Consider the following 24,312-nt stretch of genomic DNA (forward strand, 5'->3'; position numbering starts at 1 on the left):
ATTATAAAAACTCGCAAGAATTAATTATTAAATTATAAGAACTTGCAAAACAAAATCATTAAAAAAACACTTTATTAACAGAAATTAAAGAAGCATTATTACACAAAGATTTAGTAAGCGAACAATACAAAGAAATTATTAGTAATTTATTTATAGAAGTTAATAGTAGCATATTATCCTACAAAGAAATAACGGATATAAATTACTCTTTAAATATTGTATCGGATATTATTGAAAATGCTTGTTAATTATGAATTTTAGAAAAAGAACAAAACGATTATGAAAAAACAATTAACAACGGGATTGAAAGCGTACCTACAACTTCAAGTATTAAGAAAAATGAAGGCCAATCCAGAGTTCAAGAAAAAAGTGATAGCAATGTCAGAGAAAAATCAACAGATGATGGAGGAAGAGACAGAACAGGAATCGATTCGAGCAGAAGCGGTGAAACGCTTAAAGGTGCGCCAACTAGGCAAACAGTTAAAGGACTTGAAAAATGAAAATAAAAGCAATGAATAACTAAGTGTAATTAATATTCAAAATATTATAAAATGGCAACGCAGACAGAACAGATTACCTACAGATTATTACACGTTAGTATTGAGTTTAAAGAATTTGAATACAATAGATTATTAGCAAAATTTTTGAGAGAAAACGAAACAGAAAATGAGCAAAATTTTTTAACCTTAATTATTACGGACTTAAAAGAGATTATCAAAGAGAAAGATTATTATAATAATTTTACTACTAAATTGAGTGATGATGTTTTAAAAGAGATAGTAATAAAAGAAAATCCCAATCATAGATTTATAACTAACGAACTTTTTATTAATTCAGAGATTGAAAAGAAACGGATAGAAAAAGAATTGAAACAAGAAAAATATTTATTAGAAAACTTAAATATCAAACTTAATAGATTACCAACAAAAAATTTAGAAACAAAAAAAACAAATATAAATAATTACAAAAACACAAATTTAAAATGGTTTGGTACAAAATCTGAATTAATAGAACTTTTTAAGGCACTAATTGAAAACGGAAATCTAAAAGGTAATCAAGAAGATATATATAAAGCAGTAGAACAAGTATTCAATATTGAACTTAAAAATATAGACCAAGCAATTACTAAGTTTAACACAAGAGAAAACGATACTAAATTTTTAGACACATTAAAAACCACTCTATCTCAATACATTACAAATAAATTAGATAAAAACTTTTAGTTAGTTAAAAGTTAGTAATCTTTCAACACCTTTAAAGCAATGCAATTTTGCTGAATATTAATTATAAATATTTAACAAGATGCAACAAGTACAATTTATTAGTATTTCACCAGAGCAACTTCAGAACGCAATTATCAACGGTGTAAAAAATCAATTACAAGAATTAAAAAAATTCTACCAACCAAAAGAACCTACTCAATTTATCACACGTAATTATGTAGCAGATGAAATGTTACATTGTGATTTAAGTACGGTTCATAATCTCACAAAAAAAGGTATACTCACAAAGTATCAAATTGGAGGACGTGTACTTTACAAACGTTCTGAAGTAGAAAATGCAATTATTAAACTTAAAAAATAATTGTATGGCAACGCAACATAAAAAATACGAATACAAGGCTACAAAGTATTTTAAAACTACTGTTCATTATTCTTTAATTTCACAAAACTTAAAACCTCAACTTTCAAGCAAACTTAATATTTCCGCAAGTAGAGATTTTGCAAAATCAAAACCTTTGTTTTGGTGTCAAGAAAGAATACAAAATAAATGGTTTAAACCTAATTTAACAGGTTTATTTCCAACCAATAGAGAAAATGTTTATTGGGGTTGTAGAGGTCGTTATCAGCACCTAATACTATTTGTTTTTAAAGATAATCAAGAGTGTTTAACAGTCTATTATTTTGAAAACTACTTCACAAGAAATTTAGATCTATTAATTAAAAACTTATAGAAACAAATAAAAGAGGATGTTCAACGTCCTCTTTTATTGTGTTCAAAATGTTGGGGTAATTGTGGCAACGCATACCCTACAATCAAAAATACAAATTTATGACAGACTTTCTAAAAATATTGTCTTATGATATTGAATTTGCAGAAACTTTGTATAAAAATCCGTTATTAAAAACGTTTTCTAATATTCAGAAATTCAGTAATAAATTAGACCAGGAAAATAAAAATATAAAATCTACATATATCAAATCCTACAAAGAAATTCTATTTTGTTTTTATACCAAAGATGAGGTTTTCACTAAGTTAGAAATACTATTTAAGCCACATTATTATTTTAATGACAATCTGCATAATGCAAATGATTTTACCGCCTTAGACTGTATAAAAACACTAACGGAAATCAAAAATACTTTTAAGTTTCCTGCAAGTGAATTATATATTTTAAATTTAGAATTTGGCTTAAATGCAATTAGTCCAATTGATATTAGAGATTTAATATCTTGTGCCATATACCACGAAAAAAACGAGTTTATAAATTCAAGTGATTCTCTAAGATTTAGTAAAATTAGTTTTAAACATCATAAAGACGGTAAAGCAAATAAATACAAGCAAATTAAGTTCTATGCTAAGGGTTTTCAGTTTTCACAATATGTAGACAATAATACTTTTAGATTTGAAGTTAAGAGCAAAGAAAGTAAGTATATAAAAACATTAGGGATCAAAACTTATGCAGATTTATTAAAGGTTGAAACTTATAAAACATTAGCAGACGTTATAAGATTAGAATTTAAAAAAGTATTGATATTAGATATTACAAGCAAAGTTCAAAATCTAACGAATAAAGAACATTTTAAACTTAATGAATATCTAAATACAATTAAATGGATTAAGTCTTTACAATGCAGTAGAAACTTATTTAGTAAACATAAGATTGATTATTTTAGATTATTAGATAAAACTAAAAACAATATCCATAGTAAACTTAATTTTATCATAGATGAAAAACTAAACGAACTACTGAAACCGTGTGCAATTTCCACACCAAAAAAAATAGTAAAACTGTGTGCAATTTCAGATGTATATATAATTGGAAACTGCACCCTAAACAATATTAAAAAATGTAGTGTAACCGGTTTAGATTTAAGCAAAGAAAAAGAGGGTTCAAAATACATAAAAACCACCACGTTAAAATATTTAAGAGAATTCGATAAAAAGAGGTTTGCAGAAGTTTGTAGTTTACTTCTTAATAATTCAAAACCATATCATACAAAATATGAAAGTGATATAATTTCACATTTATACAAACAAGTAAGAAACCGATTTTATAATTCTAATCAGATAAAAAACATAGGTTATAAATCAAAAGTATATCATAATCAATTAAGCCTAAGAGTATAAAAGCAAACTTATTAGATGAATACAAATTCAAATTTTACAGAAGCATTATTATTAATCGATAAAGGAAATAAAGGGTTTAGAATTTCTCTTTTAAGTGGATATTCTCAATTTATGGAATTATACCTCAAAGATATTACAGACGGTGTATTTATGCTATTAAAGGCAAAACCAGAACTTAATAAAAACATCAACATTTTAACAAGTTTAAATTATGCCGATAAAAATGGAAATAATATTAGTGTTACTTTAGAATTGTTTCAAGATTATTTTGAGTATATTGAAACAGTAAATAAAATAATTGCTGATAATAATATTGAATTTATTGGAATTGGTTTTTAAAATAAAGAGATCAACAAAAATAATGCAATCAATACACCAAATAATTTTACTAAATTCGTGTTTAAATAAAAATGTTATGAAAAAATCAGTATTATTAATATTTGCTTTACTCCTTTTATCCTGTTCAAAATGATGATGAATGTATCTATTTTACTGGTTTATCTCAAACGAACTGTAGTAATTCCGTTTGTACTTATAAAATAAGTTTAAGTACTGGTGATATAGAAGTTAATAAGACCACATATCTTTATCATAGATATAAATTTAATGATGAAAATATATCTAATTGCTACGAAGGTATGCAATAGTTCTATCAAATCCACCTGTATAAATGCCACTTAAAAAAACTAACTCTCATTATTTCAAAAAATAGAAATCAATAATTTTAATATACTTCATAAAACGAACTTACGTAAAATCTACTTTATTTTTAGTTTTGTCTGTTCTTTTATGTGGCACACTTTTTATTATTTTAGTTTCGTGTACATAAACTATAAAGCCAATATTTTAAAAATCAACTATGTACGTTTTTATGGGATGCCTTATAGTGTTTGGCGGTTAATTCAGAAAAAGGAAAACAGACCTATGCACCCTATGGGGTCTATATTGTATTGAATATTTTTTAGGTTTTTAGTTTTTTTCTATTCTGATAACTATTGTTAGAACCTTATTATATTCTTATGGTTTTTGTTGTAATTTAATTCAAAGCCGAATTATATTTTAAATGAATGTTGTTATACAGAGGGATAACAAAACAAGAAATTTGAGAAAAGAAAAAGTACAACTAATAATTTACCGTACAGAAACCGTACAAATAGAAGTTCTTAAAAACAAAAAACCGTTGAAAATCAAAAGATTAACAACGGTTATTGTACTGAAGGCGGGACTTGAACCCGCACGGCCATTACTGACCACTGGATTTTAAGTCCAGCGTGTCTACCAATTCCACCACTTCAGCATTGGTATTTTGAATAGAGCGAAAGACGGGATTTGAACCCGCGACCCCCACCTTGGCAAGGTGATGCTCTACCCCTGAGCTACTTTCGCAGTCTTTATGTTAATGAACTTAAGCCTAACACTTAATTTGCTCTTTTTTAGTAACTTTCTTAAAACTCTAAATGAAAATTAAAATTGTTCTTGTTAAGAGCGGTGCAAAGATAACAAGTTTTGACTATCTGACAAATAAATTTTCATTTTTTTATCAATGTTTTAGTCCTTTTTGAAAATAATTTTCAACTACAGATTTTATATTTTTACAAGTAGCTAATTTTTAATATTTTAGAGGCGTAAGTTTAAAACGTATTTTAAAAATCTTTTTTTGCTTACTATCAACTTTTTTAAAATATTAATTTTCACTAGCAAACCATTCTGCAAAACTTGTATCTGTTTCTGATAATTTTATAGAATGTAATTTGATGTTACTTGGCAATCTACTTTTTATTTTTTGAGCAAAATCTATCACCATCATTTCACTAGTTGGTTGATAATCAACTAAAATAACGTGATGGTCTCTGTCTATTAACTCTTTTGCCAATTCGATATGTGGTGTGTTTTGATTAAAGACAGTTGCATGATCAAATAAATCTACAATTTCTTCTTTTACAATTTTCTTTAAATCGCCAAAATCAATCACCATTCCAAACTTTACATTGTTGCTGTCTGCAATTGGTTTTCCAGAAACCGTTACAGAGAGTTTGTAAGAATGTCCATGAACGTTTTTACACTTTCCGTCATAACCATATAATGCGTGTCCAGTTTCAAAATTAAACTGTTTTGTAATTCTAATTGTGCTCATTAGCGTCTTCTTCTGTATTTGTTGTAAAAATAAACAATAACCAATCCTATTGCTAAAACTAGAAATAAATAATCTCCTCCCATTTTGTAACTTTATGTTGTTAATCTATTATGAAATCCTGTAAAACATCAGCAATTTTTCTATTGTCGGACAATTGCGGAATCTTATTTTGTCCTCCAAATTTACCAATAGATTTCATATATTCATGAAAACCACCTTTTTTAACTTTTCTAATGATTAAAGGTCGTAAAACTTTACCTGTAATTAAGTCTAAATAATAAATGTTTTGTGCTTGCATAGAAGCATCAATTTTGGATGCAAATTCTTCTAAGTTGTCTGGCTCATTTTCAAATTCTATAAACCATTCGTGATACGGCAAACCCTTTGCTGGATCAACTTGCGGCGCAACTGTAAACTCGCTAATATTTATCTTTGTATTAGAAATTGAATCGTTTAGCGCTTTTTCAACTTCTTTACCAATAACGTGCTCGCCAAAGGCGGATATAAAATGTTTAATTCTACCCGTAACTTTAATTCTATAAGGTTTTGTTGATGTAAATTCTACTGTATCCCCAATATTATATCCCCAAAGGCCGGCAGTTGTATTTAAAATGATCACGTAATTCACTCCAATTTTTACATCTTTTAAAGAAATTCTTGTAGGATTCTCGTCAAAAAATTCTGTAGACGGAATAAATTCATAGAAAATTCCCGAGTCTAATTGCAACAACATTCCTTTTTCTGTTTGACTATCTTGATAGGCAATAAATCCTTCGGATGCAGGATACAGTTCTATATAATCTATTTTTTTACCTATCAAGCTCTCAAATTTATTCTTATAAGGTTCAAAATTTACACCTCCATAAATAAAGAAGTTAAAATTCGGAAATAATTCTGAAACTGATTTTCCTGTTTTTTCAATTAATTTTTCAAAATACATTTGTACCCAAGACGGAATGCCGCTAATTACAGACATATCCTCATTAATGGTTTCTTCTACAATTGCATTTACTTTGGTGTCCCAATCTTCAATACAATTGGTCTCCCAACTTGGCAATCTATTTTTGAGTAAATATTTAGGAACATAATGTGCTACAATACCACTTAATCGGCCTAATTTAACGCCATTTTTATCACTTAAAACAGGGCTTCCTTGTAAAAAAATCATTTTACCATCAACAAAACTTGCATCTTTTTTTTCTAGGATATAAAACAATAAAGCATTTCTTGCCGCTTTAATGTGAGTTGGCATCGATTCTTTTGTAATAGGAATGTATTTAGCGCCCGATGTTGTCCCCGATGTTTTGGCAAAATAGAGCGGCTTTCCTGTCCAAAGAACATCAGATTCACCAGCTACAATTCTGTCAACATAAGATCGTAAACCTTCGTAGTCAGAAACTTTTACACGTTTTTTAAAATCATCGTAAGTAACAATATTTTTAAAATCGTGATCTTTACCAAAAGCAGTATTTTTAGCTTTGCTAATTAGATTTTTAAACACTTTATCTTGTGTTTTATGCGGATTGTTTGCCCACTTAAAAACTCTTTTTGTTGCAATTTTAGCAAACGGAATTGCAAATACAGACTTTATGCTCATAGTTAAAAATCGATCAAATTTGTAGGATTGATGGCGTAACCACCACTCCAAAGTTCAAAATGTAAATGTGGCCCAGTTGAAAGTTCACCGGTAGAACCAACGCTGGCAATTACTTCTCCAGATTTTACAAGATTGCCCTGCTCTTTTAGAAGATTACCATTGTGTTTGTAAACAGAAATATAATCGTAGGCATGTTTTAAAATAATTACATAACCCGTTTCAGTTGTCCAGCCAGAAAAAATAACAGTTCCGTCTGCAATTGCCTTAACAGCTGTATTTGTTTTAGCAACAATATCTAACGCTAAATGATTTTTTTTAAGATTAAAACCTTGCGAAATTGTACCTGTTAAAGGCGCAAAAAATACAATTTTTACGTTTGTTAACGCATTATTCTGAATAGGAAAACGATCTTCTACATCTATTTTTTCTCTAAAAATAGAATCTTCTTTAGAAGCATTTAACAAACTATCCTGAATTTTAATACTTTCTGATAATTGCAAAGAATCTAGTACTTCTGCTCTTATTTCTCCTGTTAAAATTGGTTGTAAAGCTTTTGTAAAATCTTGTAAAATGGTTAGTCTTTTCTTTAAAGAATCTGTCTGAATTGCTAATTTAGTAGCTTTTATTTTTAATTCTGTAGATGAGTAACCAGGAATATATTGTTTTATGGGTGTAAAAGTGATAAAAAAAGTGGTAACAAAAATTAATAAAAAAGAAAGTACACCGCCTAAAACAAAAACATTTAACAAAGATAAACGCAAAGAAAAACGTTCTTCAAAAGTACCTTCGTTTAAAACAACCAACCTATATTTATTGGTTAATCTTTGTTTTAACTTACCTTTTTTCTTTTTATGCTTTCCCACAAAATAGTGTTTTTATTGATATTTAGATACAACGTAAAAGTAGCGAAACTATTTTTTATAAAAATTCATTTCATCAATATACTCCCAAACTTCTTTGGTTAATAACGGTTTTACGTTCTTTTTATTTTTAATTCCGTTTCTAATCATTGTAGACGAAATTTGCACAATTGGCGCATTAACTAAATGAATTTTCGGATGATTTTTAAATTGATGTTCTACGGTTCCCTCTGCAATTCTTGGATACACATATATATGATGATGTTCTAGAATAGTTTCATAATTTTTCCATTTATGAAAACTTTTTAAATTGTCTTCGCCCATAATTAGGCAAAATTCTTTCTCAGGATAATTTTCTAAAATATGTGCTAATGTAAAAACCGTGTAATTTGGTTGCGGCAATTTAAACTCAATATCAGATGGTTTAATTTTTTTATAACCTTCTGTTGCTTTGTAAACAAGTTCAAATCTATGGTGATTGTCTAATAAAGAATTTTTCTTTTTAAACGGATTATGAGGTGTAACAACCATCCAGATTTCATCCAAATCAGAATGTTCAACCATATGATTTGCAATGATTAAATGACCAATATGAATTGGGTTAAATGTGCCAAAGTATAATCCTATTTTACTCATGCTATTAAGTTTGAAGCAGGAATTCTAAAGTTTAAATAAGAAAATTTAGCTTAACTTTCTTTAAATTTTATTCCTCCAGGTTTCAGTCTTTTTTTATTTATTTAAAAAATCAGCAACTAACTCTTCTGCTTCTTTTAAAGCAACTTCTAATTCGTAGTTTTTGATAATTTTATCAAATTGCGGTGCTGTTGCTAATTCTACAGAAGCTTTTGCAATACGCATATTAATTTTTTCTTCACTTTCTGTTTTACGCTTCTTTAAACGTATTTTTAATTCGTCTACACTTGGTGGTTTTACAAAAACCGATAGTGTTTCGTCTGGAAATTTCTTTTTAATTCGTAAACCACCAACAACATCTATATCAAAAATAACGTGTTTTTTAAGTGCCCAAATACGTTCAATTTCACTGTTTAAAGTTCCGTAAAAACTATCTCTGTAAACTTCTTCCCATTCTAAAAATGCATCACTTTTAATGTGGTTTTTAAACTCTTTTAGAGAGATAAAGTAGTAATCAATTCCGTTTTCTTCAAAGCCTCTTGGTTCTCTAGAAGTTGCTGATATAGAGAATTCTAGATTAAGTTTTTCTTGTTTTAATAAGTGGCGAACGATAGTAGTTTTTCCAGAACCTGAAGGTGCTGAAAACACAATTAATTTTCCTTTAAAATCTGACATATAATTTAGTTTTTGGTTGCTGGTTTTTGGTTGATGGTTTTTGCTAATAACTAAAAACGATCAACTAAAAACCAATTAAAGTACGTTTAAAATCTGTTCTTTAATTTGCTCAAGTTCGTTTTTCATTTGAATTACCGCTTTTTGCATTGGTGCAAAATTAGCTTTAGAACCTGTTGTATTTATTTCTCGTCCCATTTCTTGCACAATAAAACCTAGTTTTTTTCCATTAGAATCTTCAGTTTCTAAAGTTTGTAAAAAGTATTCTAAATGATTTGCCAAACGCACTTTTTCTTCATTAATATCTAGTTTTTCTAGATAATAAATCAATTCTTGTTCAAAACGATTTTGATCTGTTTCTACTTTTAGATCATCAATAGCTTTTTGTAAACGCGCTTTTACGTTTTCAATTCTATCTGCATCAAAAGAATATACTTCTTCCAAATATTTTTTAATATTGGTAATTCTTTCTCTAAAATCGATTTCTAAAGAACCAGCTTCATCAATTCTATATTGTACAATTTCTTTAATTGCTAAATCAATATTTTGGTTAATGAGGTTCCATTCGTTTTCATCTAATTCTTCGCGTTCAGTTTTTAGGGCATCAGGCATTAATATTGCCATTTTTAATAACTCGACATCATCACTTGAGCCAATAGAATAGATGCTTCTTAGTTGCTCTACGTATTGTTTTACAACCGCTTTGTTTACTGTTGTAGAAGTTTCATCCGCAGTCATTTCTACATAAATTGAAAAATCTATTTTACCTCTAACTAAAGCACTGGCTAGTTTTTTACGAACATCTAATTCTTTTTCTTTGTAATAAGAAGGAATTCGAACGTTTAAATCTAAATTTTTACTGTTTAGGGATTTTATTTCTATGGTTACTTTTTTTGTTGGCAGTTGCAACACAGATTTTCCGTAACCTGTCATAGATTGAATCATGCAATCGTTGTTTTAAATGAGGGGCAAATATAAGTTTTATTTCGTGGAATTGATCAGTGTAAATTACTGCTTACGTTTTTAGAGACTTAGTAGTGTTTTTTACTTGTTTGGTAACTAAAAACACGCCAAAAAAGATGATGATTGTTGCAGAAATCTTTACTAAACTTAGAGAATCACTACCAACAATTAAGGCGTAAATAGTTGCTATTACTGGTTGTAGATAAATAAAAACACTAACCGTTGTTGGTCTTAATTTTGTTAAACCATACAGATTAAAAAGATACGTTACACAGGTTGTAAAAATGACTACAAAACCAATATTTAGATACATTTTTGTTGGTATTTCTTGCCAAACTACTTCTGTTAATTCGTTGTAAGAAAAAGGAATAACAAAAATTAAACCAAATAAATACAACCATTTTACAAAAACAATTGGATGGTATTTTGCAATTAAATTTTTTGCTAAAACTAAATACAATCCATAAGAAGCGGCGTTTATAAAAACCAAAAAGTTTCCTAAATTACTATTTGTAGCATTTGCGTTGTTAGAGCTACCATACGTAATTAACAAAACTGCGCCAATTAAACCGATAAAAATTCCTAAAATTTTCTGTTTTTCAATGGGTTTTTTTATTAAAATACTCGAAAAAATAAGCACCATTATGGGGCTAGTTACCATCATTACAGAGGCGCTTATTGGTGTTGTTAAGCTTAATCCTTTAAAAAAGGCAAGCATGTTTAAGGTGATGCCAAAAAAGGAAGCAAACAATATTTTTTTATAATCTTCTTTTGCAACTTTTTGCGATTTAATAAACAAACCAGCTGTCCAAAAAACGATGGTTGCGCCAGAAACTCTTAAAAAAATAAAAGCATACGGTTTTATGTATAAGGGCATTACTTCTTTCGCAATTGTAAATGTTACTCCGTAAATTAGGGTAGCAATAGAAACGGCAATTAATGCTACTATTCTTTTATCCATTAGGTAAATGAGCTCTAAAATTAGGCACAAAGTTGATGATAAATTTTAAAATTGAGGCACAAAAAAAGAGTTTCAATTTTATTGAAACTCTTTTTACTTTGGTTATCTAACTTTTGGTTAGTCCACCAAAGGTGGAATCCTTATAAGGCTAAAAATTGTTTTTTTTAGTTTATTCGTTAACAACACTTTAATGCAAGCATTTTTAATTTAAATTCGGATTTTTTGTCACTTGCAAGATACAAATTTTATAATACTATATTTGTTGCCATAATTTATTAAAATGGAGATACACTATATTGGCGAATCGAATTCAGTTTTAAATACTTTTATAGCCGAAATAAGAGATAAAAAAATTCAAAAAGATTCTTTACGTTTTAGAAGAAATATAGAAAGAATTGGCGAAATTTTAAGCTATGAATTAAGTAAAAGTCTGTCTTATTTAAGTGTTTCTGTTGAAACTCCTTTAGCTACAAAAAACGTACAATTGCCAAATAATAACTTGGTTTTATGTTCTATACTTAGAGCGGGTTTACCTTTGCATCAAGGGCTTTTAAATTATTTTGATAAAGCAGAAAATGCTTTTATTTCTGCATATAGACATCATCCAAACAATGGTGAGGAATTTGAGATTATTGTAGAATACTTTGCATCACCAGAAATAGAGAATAAAACTTTATTATTGGCAGACCCAATGCTGGCAACTGGTCAATCTTTAGTGGCTGTTTACGAAGCTATTAAGAAATACGGAACTCCCAAAGAATTACATGTAGTTGTAGTTATTGGATCTAGAGCTGGTATAGAATTTATAGATAAGCATTTTCCAGAAAACACCCATTTATGGATTGCTGCTATTGACGAAGAACTAAACGAAAAAGGATATATTGTGCCTGGTTTAGGCGATGCAGGAGATTTGGCTTTTGGTCAAAAACTATAGAAAAAAACAAAAGAAAATACTGCCAACTAAAAAGCCGTATAAAATTAAATTCTTAACACTGTTTTTTTTAATTAATTGAATTCCGTTTGTAATAATTACAGAAGCAGGGAATAATATAAAAAGAACTTCCGATCCATTTTTAGCAGGTAATAAAGCTAAATAAATAAGTACAATTAAAAAATTTGTGATTAGTAAATTCCAACTTCTTCTAAATGTATTACTAACGCCTATCGTTTTTGCTGATTTAAAAATTATAGAAAATAACGAAGCTATAAATATGCAAACAAAAAACCAGCTAAATTTTGTTTTGGTGTAAAGCTCAATATCAAAATTGAGATTAAAATCAAAAAGGCTTGTAAATACCTTCGTTTTATCAAACCAAAAAAAGTAAGTAAAATAAATAAATAAAGGTGTTATAAAACCTGCAATAGGAGTAAAAAGAGTGTGTAAAGTTATTTTTTGATGTAAAGAAATACCAGTAAAAATTAGAATAAAAAATAAAATAGAAATAGGTTCTAAAATAAACAAGATTCCTAGCCAAAAGCCGCTATCAAACAATTTCTGAATTACTTTTTTTGACGAACGTAAACTGTAGAGTTTGCGTAAAAAAAACAAGTAAATTGTTACTAAAATAAGGGTTTTATAATTGCTTAATTCAGGTAAAACACAAATTACGAAAAGTGTAAAAAGAAAATAAGCATACGAATTATCAAAAGTTAGTTTATTTTTATTGAGTATAAAGTTGTAAAAGAAAAATACACTTAAAAAAAGTAGTAATAATAGAAAGCTCTGTAGTAGTTTATCCGCAGAAAAACCAACTGTAAAAAAAGTAGAAACAGTAGCTATTAAATAACAGACAAGAAAGAAAACAAGTATACCTATAAAATTAATAGGTTTAGATTTGTTTAAAAAATTGGCTAGCATTGTTTCTTTTGTTATTTTTGCAACGTAAAGATAATTAAGTTATGATAGCAAGCAATATTTTTAAGTGGATTGGTAGTTTATTTACCGAAATTTTATTTATCCCTTTTAACACATTACGCAAGGGAGATTTTAATTGGTGGTCTGCAAACACTATAAACTGGCTTTTTTTAGGCGTTTTATTAGTTTTATTTGCTTATTGGATGAAAGAATGTACAAAGTTCTTGAGAGAAGGAACAGAAGACAAGTCTTAAACCTGCATATTGGGAAGCAAAAATAAACTAAAGCGTTTCGAAGAAAATGAAACGTTTCAAAATGTCATTCAACCTACTAGAGAAGAAGTTGTTACTAATTTTTCTTTAAAAGGGAAATGGCATTCTTTTTTTAAAAACGACAATCCTATTGTTGTTGAGCTAGGTTGTGGTAAAGGAGAATACACCATTGCATTAGCTAAAAAAAATCCGAATAAAAACTTTATAGGAATTGATATAAAAGGCGCTCGTTTTTGGCGAGGAGCAAAAACTGCTATTGAAGAAAATCTTGATAATGTGGCTTTTGTAAGAACTCAAATTGAGTTGGTCGATTTTATTTTTGCTGAAAATGAAGTTTCAGAAATCTGGATTACTTTTCCAGATCCACAAATAAAGTTTCAGCGCACCAAGCATAGAATGACAAATGCTACTTTCTTAAAAAAATACCATCATATTTTAAATGAAAACGGAATTATGAATCTTAAAACAGATTCAGAATTTATGCATGGTTATACGTTAGGTTTGTTGCATGGAGAAGGACACGAAATTTTATATGCAAATCATACTGTTTATAAAAACGATGGTGCGCCAAAAGAAGTTACAGAAACACAAACTTTCTACGAAAACCAATATTTAGAAGTTGGTAAACCGATTACATATATTAAGTTTAGATTAAAATATTAGTATCGTCATTGCGAGGTACGAAGCAATCTGTTCTTTATTTTACAAAGATTTTTTTTAATTATTTTTGAGCCTTTATAGCGTTTGATGAATCTCCAATTTTCTCTGCGGAACTCTGTGTCATAACTATTACATCAAATTTTATATCTTCACTACATGAAAGAAACCGACAATTTTTTTGATAAAGTGTACCAAGTTACACGCTTAATTCCCTTTGGCCGCGTTACAAGTTACGGCGCAATTGGTATTTATTTAGGCGCCGCAAAATCGGCAAGAATGGTTGGTTGGGCAATGAATAAATCTCATAATTTAGATGATGTTCCTGCGCACAGAGTTGTCAATAGAAAAGGATTATTGACAGGAAAACACCATTTCGATGGCACAAACTTAATGCAACAATTGCTAGAAAACGAAGGCATTGTGGTTATTGATAATCAAATTCAAGATTTAGAAAAAGTGTTTTGGAGTCCTACTGAGGAGTTATAAAAAAGTTTCATTAAATTTTTCTCCTTTCCAATAATTAAAACTCTTTTTGTTGATGGCAACTTTCTTTAAAAAGCCTCTTTCGACTAATTCTTCAACATCTGTTCTTGCTGTTTGATTTGTAACAGTATATGTATTTTCAATTTCTTTAATAGTGAAAAGCTTTGCCCCGTTTTTCTCTAGTTTATATAAAATTTCAGCTTGTCTTTCATTAATCCCTTCAAATTTTAAAAATTTTAATAAATTTACTTCGTCTTTTTTCTTTTTTGCAACGTATTCTTTTAAATCTTCGAAAGCTTTTATTAAAACTTTTACTTGATAATGAATAAAATAAGTGACATCCATATCATCAATTTCTGTGTATATATAAGCTTTCTCGTACTGAACTTTAGTTTGCATAATTACTCTAGAAATCGATAAATATTCTGTTAGCCAATATCCATTTTTTAATAAATACCAATAAAATATCGCTCTTGCAGTTCTTCCATTACCATCTACAAAAGGATGAATATAACCAACTAAGAAATGTAAAGTACTCGCTTTTACTATTGGGTGAATAAAATCTTCTTTTGGGTTATTGTTAAAAAAATCTACAAAAGATAGCATCAAACCATCCAGGTTTTCAAATTTTGGTGGCGTGTAAACTATTTCATCTGTAATTTCATTCACCACATTTACATCATTACTTTTTCTAAAAACACCAACACTTTCAGTTTCCAAAGTGTTTTCTGTAACCAATCTATGCAGCTCGTATAATTTTTCTATAGAAATATCTTCTTCTTTATGCTCACTTATATATTGAATCGTTTTATAATTATTCAATATCATTTGTTCAGAATGCGTTTTTGGCTTTTTGTTTTTACGTAACATATCTTTCGCTTTTACACGAGTTGTTGTTGCACCTTCAATCATAGATGAGAACACAGCCTCTTCCATTAAAGCATTTTTTAAATATTGTTGTTTTTTTAATTCTGATAATAGCTGTTCTTTTTGTAAGCCTGCACCAAAGTTGAAGTCTAAATAATGGAGTTTTTGTTGGAGCGGAATGTTTATATTATAATAAAATGTTATATAATTGAAATTTGAGTTCCACAGATATCTTCTTATTTGTGTTGATTTCCTTCTACTTTTAATTGCTTTCCAAATAATTTCTTCAGATTTTAATCCTATAAAATGATCTTTAATTCCATCAAAATTTATAAAACTTTCTAAGTCTTCATTTTTTAAGTATTTTATTTTATCCCAATAGTAGTATTTATCCTCAATCTTATAATTTAAATCTCCAATTATAAAAAGTATTTCATTTAAATAAACATCTGAAAGATTTTTATATTTTTCATTCTTCTCAAATTCTGGTGCTTTTTCAATCATAATATACGTTATTTCCTAATTTTTGTAAAATTTACAAATAATTACAAATATACGTTTTATCCTAATATTTCCTAATTTATAAAAAATTTACAAATAATTACAAAAAAAGTTAACATTACAACTTTGAACTTTATAAACTACTAAACTATAACTTCCACTTATCAACAAATAAATAATCACAATCTATTCACTTTATTTTCTTAATACTAAGGCGTATCTTTGTAATCAAGATTAAATAAAAATAAGACGTGAGTTTTACAAAGCAAGATATTTACAAAGCATTAGAAACTATCACAGCACCGGGGGAAGGCAAGAGCTTAATAGAAAACAATAATGTTACAAATGTGGTCACTTTTGGCGATGAAGTAATTGTTGATGTAACGATCAGCAACCCAACTTTACAAGCAAAGAAGAAAATTGAGTCAGAAATTTCGAAAGCAATTAAGACCGCTGTTGGAGAAAAAATTGAGGTGAAAATCAATGTAAAAGTTGAAAAACCTGAATCAAAAGAAACTCCAAATCAAATTAAAGGAAAAGCGATTCCTAACATCAAAAACATCATAGCAATTGCATCTGGTAAAGGTGGCGTTGGTAAATCTACCATCACATCAAATGTTGCAATTTCATTAGCTAAAATGGGTTTTAGTGTGGGTGTTTTAGACGCAGATGTCTATGGACCGTCACAACATATAATGTTTGATGTAGAAAAAGCAAGACCACTTTCTGTAAAAGTTGATGGTCGTTCAAAAATGCAACCTGTAGAAAATTACGGCGTAAAATTATTGTCTTTAGGGTTTTTTACAAATCCAGATGAAGCTGTAATTTGGCGTGGACCGATGGCATCAAAAGCATTAAATCAGTTAATTTTTGATGGTAATTGGGGCGAATTAGATTTTCTTTTAATCGATTTACCTCCAGGAACAGGAGACGTGCATTTATCAATTGTACAAGCTTTACCAATTAATGGTGCAGTTGTAGTTTCAACTCCTCAAAATATTGCGCTGGCAGATGCCAAAAAAGGAGTTGCAATGTTTCAACAAAAAAGTATTAATGTGCCCGTTTTAGGAATTATCGAAAACATGGCCTATTTTACACCAGAAGAATTGCCAAATAACAAGTATTATATCTTTGGTAAAGACGGTGCAAAAAACTTGGCAATCGATATTAAAACTAAATTTTTAGGCGAAATTCCGTTAGTACAAAGTATCAGAGAATCAGGAGATGTTGGGCATCCAGTAGCTTTACAAGAAGGTACTGTTCTAGAAAAATCATTTACAGATATTACCAAAGAAATCGTTTCAGAATTATTAAAAAGAAATTCTAATTTACCACCAACAGAAGTTGTGAGAATTACCACAATGAGTGGTTGTAGTTCAGTAAAAAAATAAGCACATGACAGCACAAGAAACAATAGATAATGTAGAAAAAGCACTAGATGAAATTCGTCCTTTTTTAATGAATGATGGTGGCAATATCAAGTTGCTTTCTATAGAAGATTTTATTGTAAAAGTACAATTGCAAGGCGCTTGTACGGGTTGCTCTGTAAATCAAATGACGTTAAAAAACGGAGTGGAAGCAACTATAAAAAAATACGCGCCTCAAATTCAAGAAGTTATTAATGTTGCCTAACTGATGAAAATTAGTTTTTAAATTTTAACAATAGTATAACTTTGGGCGGTCCCTAAAAAGGTCGGGCTTTTCGTTATATCTTTTTTGAAAAAAACAAAAAAGGATGCCACTCCAATCCCTAACGCGCTCATCAACATAAAAAACATGTAATTATAAAAAACGAAGTAATCTCTTTATAGACAAGAAGGTTGCTTCGTTTCTTATAATTATTTAATAAAATAAAAAAAGTGATTACAACAGATATCTTAATTATTGGCGCAGGACCAACAGGTTTGTTTACCGTTTTTGAAGCGGGTTTGTTAAAGCTACGTTGTCATTTAATTGATGCTTTGCCGCAAGCTGGCGGTCAATGTTCAGAAATTTATCCGAAGAAACCAATTTATGATATTCCTGCATATCCAGAAATTTTAGCAGGCGATTTAACAGATAAATTACTAGAACAGTGCAAACAATTCGAACCAGGTTTTACACTTGGCGAACGCGCAGAAACGATTGATAGACAAGAAGATGGTTCTTTTATTGTAACTACAAATAAAGGGACAAAACATCAGGCGAAAATTGTTGCAATTGCGGGTGGTTTAGGTAGTTTTGAACCCAGAAAACCGCCAATTCCTAATATTACAAATTTTGAAGATAAAGGTGTCGAATATATTATTCGTGACCCAGAATTTTATAGAAATAAAAAAGTCGTTATTTCTGGTGGAGGAGATTCTGCTTTAGATTGGTCAATTTTTTTAACCAATATTGCGTCATCAGTAACTTTAATTCACAGAAGAAACGAATTTAGAGGTGCTTTAGATTCAGTTGATAAAGTACAGGAATTAAAAGACGCAGGTAAAATAACCATGATTACGCCTGCCGAAGTTAAAGGAATTGTTGGTACTGATAAAGTAACAGGCGTTTCTGTGGTGCAAGAAGGCGGCGAAGAATTTACGATTGAAACAGATCATTTTATTCCGCTTTTTGGTTTGTCACCAAAATTAGGTCCCATTGCAAATTGGGGATTAGAAATAGAGAAAAACGCTATTAAAGTAGATAACGCTTTAGATTACCAAACCAATATTCCAGGAATTTATGCAATTGGTGATGTAAATACCTATCCGGGTAAATTAAAATTAATTTTATGCGGATTTCACGAAGCCACTTTAATGTGTCAAAGTGCTTTTCAACGTATTTTTCCTGATAAAAAGTATGTAATGAAATATACAACTGTTGGCGGAGTTGATGGTTTTGATGGTACAAGAAAAGAAGCACCAAAAGCTGTGATTAAAAAGATTGAGTAAGTTATCTAGTTATTAAGAGTTTACGAAGCACTCTTTTATTTAATTTTTTTCCTTATTTTAGATAAAAAATAGAATTATGATAGCTTTGAATTCATTTCATTTTAGTCCTTATGAATTCGGATTAGACTTATTTGGTTTACTTTTTTTTTTGGCTTAGGGTTTTTTGTTGTTATTCTTATATTGAATTTATATTATAACAAAATTCCAAAAAGCACTAATTCAGTAAGTGAATTTTCCAATCCAATATATCAAACAAAAGATATTTTACTATAATCAAGTGGTAACGATGCTAATTTTTTGATTACACAAAGCGCAACATCATCATCATTGCTAAAAATTTTAGTGTTTGTACTTATTACTTTTGTAGTTCTCATTCCCGTAGATCAACTTTTTGCTGTCGCAAATTCTATTTACTAGGTTTTTTAAAAATATACGTTCCTTTTTGTACCTTTGTTAATGTAACTAAATCGATTGAGATGTATTTAGACTTATTAACACATTTAAAATTCCTAATTAAGCGCAACCCAGAATGAGGGTTTATTGTATCAATTTTTCAATGTAAAAATATAATAAGTGCGCGCTCAAAAAAGCATTGTTATATTGTTTTATGAACTCTTTAATACATTAATAAAATGCCTTTTTATCACAAATTAGGGAAAATTCCACCCAAAAGACATACGCAATTTCGTAAAAAAGACGGAACTTTATATTACGAACAACTCTTTGGTACAATTGGTTTCGACGGAATGTCTACCAATTCTTATCACGAACACAGACCAACCATGGTTAAAGAGATTCGTAAACAATATTCTGTAAAGCCGAAAATTGCAAAAGCAAATAATATTCAATCGTATCGTTTCAGAGGATTTCAAGTTCCGCCAGAAAACGACTACTTAGAAAGCAGAAAAATTGTTTTAACAAACTCAGATTGTAATATTATTTTAGCTGCACCAAAAAAAGCTACAACCGATTATTTTTATAAAAACACAGATGCAGACGAAGTTATTTTTATCCATAAAGGAACCGGAAAATTAAGAACACATCTTGGAAACATCGATTTTAAATATGGAGATTATTTAGTAATTCCGCGTGGAATTATTTATAAACTAGATTTTGACGATGAAAATAATCGACTTTTTATTGTTGAATCCTATTCGCCGGTGTACACGCCAAAACGCTACAGAAACTATTTTGGGCAATTATTAGAGCATTCGCCTTTTTGTGAACGCGATTTAAGAAGACCCTACGAGTTAGAAACGCACGATGAATTAGGCGATTTTTTAATCAAAGTAAAAAAACAAGGCGAAATTATAGAAATGGTGTATGCTTCACATCCTTTTGATGTAGTTGGTTACGATGGTTATAATTTTCCGTATGCATTTTCAATTCACGATTTCGAACCAATTACGGGTAGAATTCATCAACCGCCACCAGTGCATCAAACTTTTGAAACAAATGCATTTGTAATTTGCAGTTTTGTGCCGCGTTTGTACGATTATCATCCAAATTCAATTCCTGCGCCATACAATCATAGTAATATCGATTCAGACGAGGTTTTGTATTATGTAGATGGCGATTTTATGAGTAGAAACGACATTGAACAAGGTCATATTTCTTTACATCCCGCAGGAATTCCGCATGGTCCGCATCCAGGAGCAACCGAGCGTAGTATTGGTAAAACAGCAACCGAAGAATTAGCGGTTATGGTAGATACGTTTAAGCCGTTGATGGTTACAGAAGAAGCCATGAAAATTGCCGATGAAGAGTATTATAAATCTTGGTTGGAAGAGAATAAGCATTAGAAGATATTTCCTGCTTTCCACTATATCTTTTTTCTGAGTTCTCGATACAAATTTGCGAAAAAGCAAATTCACTCGAACTAAGAAAAAAGGATGTCGTTTCAATCAGGGCTAAGCTTGTTTAAAACTAATGGCTTTAATTAAGAAATAGCTAATTTTTAAACGCAAATTTTAAAACACAAAGACCTCACAGGTTTTAAAAACATGTGAGGTCTAAAAAATAAATATCAATAAATAAAGATTGAAGAAAAATTTCAAGAATTTTAAAAGATGACAATGGGTTTACAAAATAAGCTCTAATTTTCTCTATTCTTGCATCTATTCTCTCTTTTCTATAAAACAAAAAGATGTCAAAAAAAATAGAATCAGTAAACTACGGTTTAGAAAAAATATTTGAAGGAGCACAAGATTTCCTTCCGTTATTAGGAACAGATTACGTAGAATTCTACGTTGGTAACGCAAAACAATCTGCACACTTTTATAAAACAGCATTTGGTTTTCAATCGCATGCCTATAAAGGTTTAGAAACCGGCTCTAAAGACTCAGTTAGTTATGTACTAACGCAAGATAAAATCAAAATTATCTTAACAACACCGTTAAATAGCAAATCACCAATAAACGATCATATTGTAAAACATGGCGATGGTGTAAAAGTAGTAGCGCTTTGGGTTGAAGATGCAAGACAAGCTTACAAAGAAACTATATCAAGAGGTGCAAATTCGTACATGGAACCAACTGTCGAAAAAGACGAATTTGGTGAAGTTGTAAGAGCAGGAATTTATACCTACGGAGAAACGGTGCACATGTTTGTAGAGCGTAAAAACTATACTGGAGCATTTTTACCAGGATTTGTAAAATGGGAATCAGAGTATAATCCGCCAAGTTCAGGGTTAAAATATATAGATCATATGGTTGGTAATGTTGGCTGGAATCAAATGAATACTTGGGTAAAGTTTTATGAAGATGTAATGGGCTTTGTTAACTTTTTATCTTTTGATGATAAACAAATTCACACAGAATATTCTGCATTAATGAGTAAAGTAATGTCTAACGGAAACGGTAGAATTAAGTTTCCAATTAATGAGCCAGCAAAAGGGAAAAAACGCTCTCAAATTGAAGAGTATTTAGATTTTTACGAAGGTGCAGGTGTGCAGCATATTGCAATGGCTACAGATGATATTATAAAAACTGTGTCGCAATTAAAAGCAAACGGAATAGAGTTTTTATCAACGCCACCAGAAGCATATTACAGAGCAGTTCCTGGAAGATTAGAAACTTTTAGTCACGAATTAAAAGAGGATATCGAAAAGTTAAAAGGTTTAGGAATTATGATAGATGCCGATGAAGAAGGCTATTTATTACAAATTTTTACAAAACCATTAGAAGACAGACCAACCTTGTTTTTTGAAATTATTCAAAGAATGGGCGCAAGAGGTTTTGGTGCAGGAAATTTTAAAGCATTGTTTGAATCTATAGAAAGAGAACAAGCTAAAAGAGGAACTTTATAAAAGTTAGGTCATTGTAAGGCACGAAGCAATCTGTCAAAATAAGTAGTAATTATTAGCAGATTGCTTCGTGCCTTTAAATGGCGTTAAAGAATAGTAAGAAAAAGAGAAACTATTTTTTTATACTGTTATATCAACGAATTGAGAGAGAATAAGTTTTAAAAAAATGAACAAACCATTAAAAGCATTACTAAACTTGGTTGAAAAGCTAACAAAGGGAAATCCTATTTTAAGAATTTTAATCTTTGCAATTTTAATTTTTTGTGTTTTTTTAGTTTGTGCATCAATTGTTATGTATTTATAGTACAAAATAAAAGTAGGATTTTTAGAAACGAAACTTATTGAGTTTACTTGTAATTCTATAAATCTCAATTTTTATTCTAAATTGCGAGCAAATCCAATAGTCAAAATCATAATGGTTCTTGGCACAAATCATTTTGAATCTAAAAAGAAAATGGAAAGAGAAGAAGTTTTAAAAGCGATAGAAGAAAAGTACGATAAACTAGGTGTTCCTGTAGATGCTATGTTAGAAGGTTTGCTTTGGAGTACACCAATTACGTATTGGGATTATATTCAAACAGATGCACTTTTAGGTTTGCAAATACCAAGAACAACGCAGCCAGATGAAATGGTTTTTATCATGTATCATCAAGTAAATGAGCTGTTGTTTAAAATGATTTTATGGGAAATTGATCAAGTTGCAAAAACCGAAGAAGTTTCTGCCGATAAATTTTCTATGCATTTAGGTAGAATCAGTAGGTATTTTGATATGCTTTGCAGCTCTTTTGATGTGATGGCAGACGGCATGGAAAAAGAACAATATTTAAAATTTAGAAATACCCTAACGCCCGCAAGCGGATTTCAAAGTGCACAATACCGTAAAATTGAATTTGCATCCACAGAATTAATTAATTTAATTGATGCGCGTTTTAGAGCGGATATTGATAGAAATTCATCTTTTAAAAATGCATACAATCATTTGTATTGGCAAGCTGCAGGTAAGAATTATACTACGGGTCAAAAATCAACTCTCTTAAATCTTTTTGAAAAAAAATATATGGGAGATTTTATCGATTTTATGGAAGATTATAATGATATTAATTTGTCTTTAAAATTTAAACAACTTCCTAAAGAAACGCAAGAAAACGAAGATCTAATTAAAGCAATGCGTCATTACGATTACACAGTAAATGTAAAATGGGTAATGGCCCATTACCATGCTGCTGGTAAGTATTTAGGCGGTAAAGATAAAGATTTAGAAGCAACAGGAGGCAGTAGCTGGCGAAAATATATGCATCCAAAATACCAGCGAAGAATCTTCTATCCTTTTTTATGGAGTGAAGAAGAATTGAAAAATTGGGGTACATTCTAAAAATCATAAATTTATATTAAAAAGGCGTTTACAAATTATTTGAAACGACTTTTTTTGTTTTTGGAACGGTAATTGTCATTCCTTTTTTATAAGTTTGATCTTTTATGAAAAAATATATCCTATTACTTTTTGTTTTATTCTTTTTGACAACAACTTTTAGTCAAGAAAAACCCGTTGCTTTTAAAAGTGGAGAATGGCTTCGCTATAAAATGAGTTATAGTGGTTTTATACGAGCTGGAACTGCAGTTTTAGAGGTTAATGAGAAAGAATATAATGGTAAAAAAGTATTTTACTCTAAAGGTACTGGTTGGACTTCTGGTATGATTAAATGGTTTTTTGAAGTAGATGATTTGTATGAGTCTTATTTTGATAAAGACAATGTAAAGCCTTATCTTTTTAAGAGAAAGATTGATGAAGGTGGTTATAAAAAGCATAGAATAACGTCTTTTAATCACGAATCTAAAAAAGCCTACGTTCAAGATTTTACAACACAAAAAGACACTTCGGTAGCTTTTACCAATGTGCAAGATATGCTGTCTTCTTTCTATTTTTTAAGAAACACAAATACTCAAGATTTAAAAGTTGGAGACGAAATAAAACTAGATTTGTTTTTAGATGCTCAAGTTTACCCTTTTAAGCTTCGTTTTTTAGGGAAAGAAGTGTTAAAAACTAATTTTGGAAAAGTCAATACTTTAATTTTTAGACCTTTGGTTCAATCGGGTAGGATTTTTAAAGAGCAAGAAAGCGTAACACTTTGGATAACGGATGATGCAAATAAAATTCCAATAAAAATGGCAGCTTCTTTAAGAGTAGGTTCTTTAATAGCAGAATTGGAAGGTTATAGAGGTTTGGCAAATCCTTTTCAAAGTTTTTAGAAAAGTTTAACAAAACTACGCTGTCAACTTCTAGTTT

At 29.6% G+C, this 24,312-nt stretch carries 26 protein-coding genes and 2 tRNA genes; 17 read left to right on the forward strand and 11 right to left on the reverse strand.

Annotated elements, in window-relative coordinates; translation table 11 throughout:
* Positions 1-279 precede the first annotated feature (279 nt).
* From BTO16_RS14010 to BTO16_RS14035, 6 genes are all read left to right on the forward strand, one after another.
* Positions 280-519, forward strand: coding sequence for a hypothetical protein (locus BTO16_RS14010; RefSeq protein ID WP_105022286.1), 240 nt, complete (start codon positions 280-282; stop codon positions 517-519).
* Positions 520-551: 32 nt separating this feature from the next.
* Positions 552-1,223 (forward strand): RteC domain-containing protein, encoded by a 672-nt coding sequence (locus BTO16_RS14015; protein ID WP_105022287.1) that lies wholly within the window; start codon positions 552-554, stop codon positions 1,221-1,223.
* A gap of 79 nt (positions 1,224-1,302) precedes the next feature.
* Positions 1,303-1,584, forward strand: coding sequence for a helix-turn-helix domain-containing protein (locus BTO16_RS14020; protein ID WP_105022288.1), 282 nt, complete (start codon positions 1,303-1,305; stop codon positions 1,582-1,584).
* 4 nt (positions 1,585-1,588) lie between these two features.
* Positions 1,589-1,954 (forward strand): hypothetical protein, encoded by a 366-nt coding sequence (locus BTO16_RS14025; RefSeq protein WP_146105413.1) that lies wholly within the window; start codon positions 1,589-1,591, stop codon positions 1,952-1,954.
* Positions 1,955-2,052: 98 nt separating this feature from the next.
* The gene (locus BTO16_RS14030) at positions 2,053-3,351 is read left to right on the forward strand and encodes a type 2 periplasmic-binding domain-containing protein (RefSeq protein WP_105022290.1); all 1,299 of its coding nucleotides are present in this window, start codon (positions 2,053-2,055) and stop codon (positions 3,349-3,351) included.
* A 15-nt stretch (positions 3,352-3,366) separates the two neighbouring features.
* Positions 3,367-3,690, forward strand: coding sequence for a hypothetical protein (locus BTO16_RS14035; protein WP_105022291.1), 324 nt, complete (start codon positions 3,367-3,369; stop codon positions 3,688-3,690).
* Positions 3,691-4,562: 872 nt separating this feature from the next.
* Here BTO16_RS14035 and BTO16_RS14040 read toward each other — a convergent pair.
* From BTO16_RS14040 to BTO16_RS14080, 9 genes are all read right to left on the reverse strand, one after another.
* A tRNA-Leu gene (locus BTO16_RS14040) sits at positions 4,563-4,648 on the reverse strand.
* Between the two features lie 17 nt (positions 4,649-4,665).
* Positions 4,666-4,737: transfer RNA gene (locus tag BTO16_RS14045), tRNA-Gly, on the reverse strand.
* A 298-nt stretch (positions 4,738-5,035) separates the two neighbouring features.
* Positions 5,036-5,485, reverse strand: a complete 450-nt coding sequence (locus BTO16_RS14050) for a 6-pyruvoyl trahydropterin synthase family protein (protein ID WP_105022292.1) — start codon at positions 5,483-5,485, stop codon at positions 5,036-5,038.
* A 100-nt stretch (positions 5,486-5,585) separates the two neighbouring features.
* Entirely contained in the window at positions 5,586-7,082 is a 1,497-nt protein-coding gene (locus BTO16_RS14055) for a GH3 auxin-responsive promoter family protein (protein WP_105022293.1), read from the reverse strand.
* A gap of 2 nt (positions 7,083-7,084) precedes the next feature.
* A complete protein-coding gene (locus BTO16_RS14060) occupies positions 7,085-7,945 on the reverse strand; it encodes a M23 family metallopeptidase (RefSeq protein ID WP_105022294.1) in 861 nt (286 codons plus the stop codon).
* Positions 7,946-7,993: 48 nt separating this feature from the next.
* Positions 7,994-8,578, reverse strand: a complete 585-nt coding sequence (gene nadD / locus BTO16_RS14065) for a nicotinate (nicotinamide) nucleotide adenylyltransferase (protein WP_105022295.1) — start codon at positions 8,576-8,578, stop codon at positions 7,994-7,996.
* 93 nt (positions 8,579-8,671) lie between these two features.
* Positions 8,672-9,250 (reverse strand): guanylate kinase, encoded by a 579-nt coding sequence (gmk, locus tag BTO16_RS14070; protein WP_105022296.1) that lies wholly within the window; start codon positions 9,248-9,250, stop codon positions 8,672-8,674.
* A 75-nt stretch (positions 9,251-9,325) separates the two neighbouring features.
* Positions 9,326-10,192: a YicC/YloC family endoribonuclease gene (locus tag BTO16_RS14075; protein ID WP_245892123.1), complete on the reverse strand. Its 867-nt coding sequence runs from the start codon at positions 10,190-10,192 to the stop codon at positions 9,326-9,328.
* Positions 10,193-10,262: 70 nt separating this feature from the next.
* Positions 10,263-11,171, reverse strand: a complete 909-nt coding sequence (locus BTO16_RS14080; RefSeq protein ID WP_105022297.1) for a DMT family transporter — start codon at positions 11,169-11,171, stop codon at positions 10,263-10,265.
* 280 nt (positions 11,172-11,451) lie between these two features.
* Between BTO16_RS14080 and upp the strand changes: the two genes are divergently transcribed.
* Complete coding sequence (gene upp, locus BTO16_RS14085) at positions 11,452-12,105, forward strand: uracil phosphoribosyltransferase (RefSeq protein WP_105022298.1); 654 nt, start codon at positions 11,452-11,454, stop codon at positions 12,103-12,105.
* Here upp and BTO16_RS14090 read toward each other — a convergent pair.
* Positions 12,100-13,029 carry a DUF6427 family protein gene (locus BTO16_RS14090; RefSeq protein ID WP_105022299.1) on the reverse strand — a complete coding sequence of 310 codons (930 nt, stop codon included), beginning with the start codon at positions 13,027-13,029 and terminating at the stop codon, positions 12,100-12,102. The genes upp and BTO16_RS14090 overlap by 6 nt on opposite strands.
* A gap of 41 nt (positions 13,030-13,070) precedes the next feature.
* Here BTO16_RS14090 and BTO16_RS14095 point away from each other — a divergent pair, with 41 nt between their 5' ends.
* The 3 genes from BTO16_RS14095 (at position 13,071) to BTO16_RS14105 (ending at position 14,444) form a co-directional block, all read left to right on the forward strand.
* The gene (locus tag BTO16_RS14095) at positions 13,071-13,280 is read left to right on the forward strand and encodes a DUF6341 family protein (protein WP_105022300.1); all 210 of its coding nucleotides are present in this window, start codon (positions 13,071-13,073) and stop codon (positions 13,278-13,280) included.
* Positions 13,281-13,289: 9 nt separating this feature from the next.
* Positions 13,290-13,961, forward strand: a complete 672-nt coding sequence (trmB, locus tag BTO16_RS14100) for a tRNA (guanosine(46)-N7)-methyltransferase TrmB (RefSeq protein WP_105022301.1) — start codon at positions 13,290-13,292, stop codon at positions 13,959-13,961.
* A gap of 153 nt (positions 13,962-14,114) precedes the next feature.
* Entirely contained in the window at positions 14,115-14,444 is a 330-nt protein-coding gene (locus BTO16_RS14105) for an MGMT family protein (RefSeq protein WP_105022302.1), read from the forward strand.
* Here BTO16_RS14105 and BTO16_RS14110 read toward each other — a convergent pair.
* A complete protein-coding gene (locus tag BTO16_RS14110; protein WP_105022303.1) occupies positions 14,439-15,812 on the reverse strand; it encodes a Fic family protein in 1,374 nt (457 codons plus the stop codon). The two genes, BTO16_RS14105 and BTO16_RS14110, sit on opposite strands and share 6 nt — an antisense overlap.
* 248 nt (positions 15,813-16,060) lie before the next feature.
* Here BTO16_RS14110 and BTO16_RS14115 point away from each other — a divergent pair, with 248 nt between their 5' ends.
* From BTO16_RS14115 to BTO16_RS14145, 7 genes are all read left to right on the forward strand, one after another.
* Positions 16,061-17,200 carry an Mrp/NBP35 family ATP-binding protein gene (locus tag BTO16_RS14115; RefSeq protein ID WP_105022304.1) on the forward strand — a complete coding sequence of 380 codons (1,140 nt, stop codon included), beginning with the start codon at positions 16,061-16,063 and terminating at the stop codon, positions 17,198-17,200.
* A 4-nt stretch (positions 17,201-17,204) separates the two neighbouring features.
* Entirely contained in the window at positions 17,205-17,441 is a 237-nt protein-coding gene (locus tag BTO16_RS14120) for a NifU family protein (RefSeq protein WP_105022305.1), read from the forward strand.
* A gap of 227 nt (positions 17,442-17,668) precedes the next feature.
* On the forward strand, positions 17,669-18,724 hold the full coding sequence (locus BTO16_RS14125) for an NAD(P)/FAD-dependent oxidoreductase (RefSeq protein ID WP_105022306.1): 1,056 nt from the start codon (positions 17,669-17,671) through the stop codon (positions 18,722-18,724).
* A 632-nt stretch (positions 18,725-19,356) separates the two neighbouring features.
* Positions 19,357-20,526 carry a homogentisate 1,2-dioxygenase gene (locus BTO16_RS14130; protein ID WP_105022307.1) on the forward strand — a complete coding sequence of 390 codons (1,170 nt, stop codon included), beginning with the start codon at positions 19,357-19,359 and terminating at the stop codon, positions 20,524-20,526.
* 344 nt (positions 20,527-20,870) lie between these two features.
* Entirely contained in the window at positions 20,871-22,031 is a 1,161-nt protein-coding gene (gene hppD / locus BTO16_RS14135) for a 4-hydroxyphenylpyruvate dioxygenase (RefSeq protein WP_105022308.1), read from the forward strand.
* A gap of 451 nt (positions 22,032-22,482) precedes the next feature.
* Positions 22,483-23,400 (forward strand): tryptophan 2,3-dioxygenase family protein, encoded by a 918-nt coding sequence (locus BTO16_RS14140; protein WP_105022925.1) that lies wholly within the window; start codon positions 22,483-22,485, stop codon positions 23,398-23,400.
* Between the two features lie 104 nt (positions 23,401-23,504).
* Positions 23,505-24,275, forward strand: coding sequence for a DUF3108 domain-containing protein (locus tag BTO16_RS14145; RefSeq protein ID WP_105022309.1), 771 nt, complete (start codon positions 23,505-23,507; stop codon positions 24,273-24,275).
* Positions 24,276-24,312: the final 37 nt, after the last annotated feature.

It is taken from the genome of Polaribacter glomeratus, from assembly GCF_002954665.1.
GTDB classification, from domain to species: Bacteria; Bacteroidota; Bacteroidia; order Flavobacteriales; family Flavobacteriaceae; genus Polaribacter; species Polaribacter glomeratus.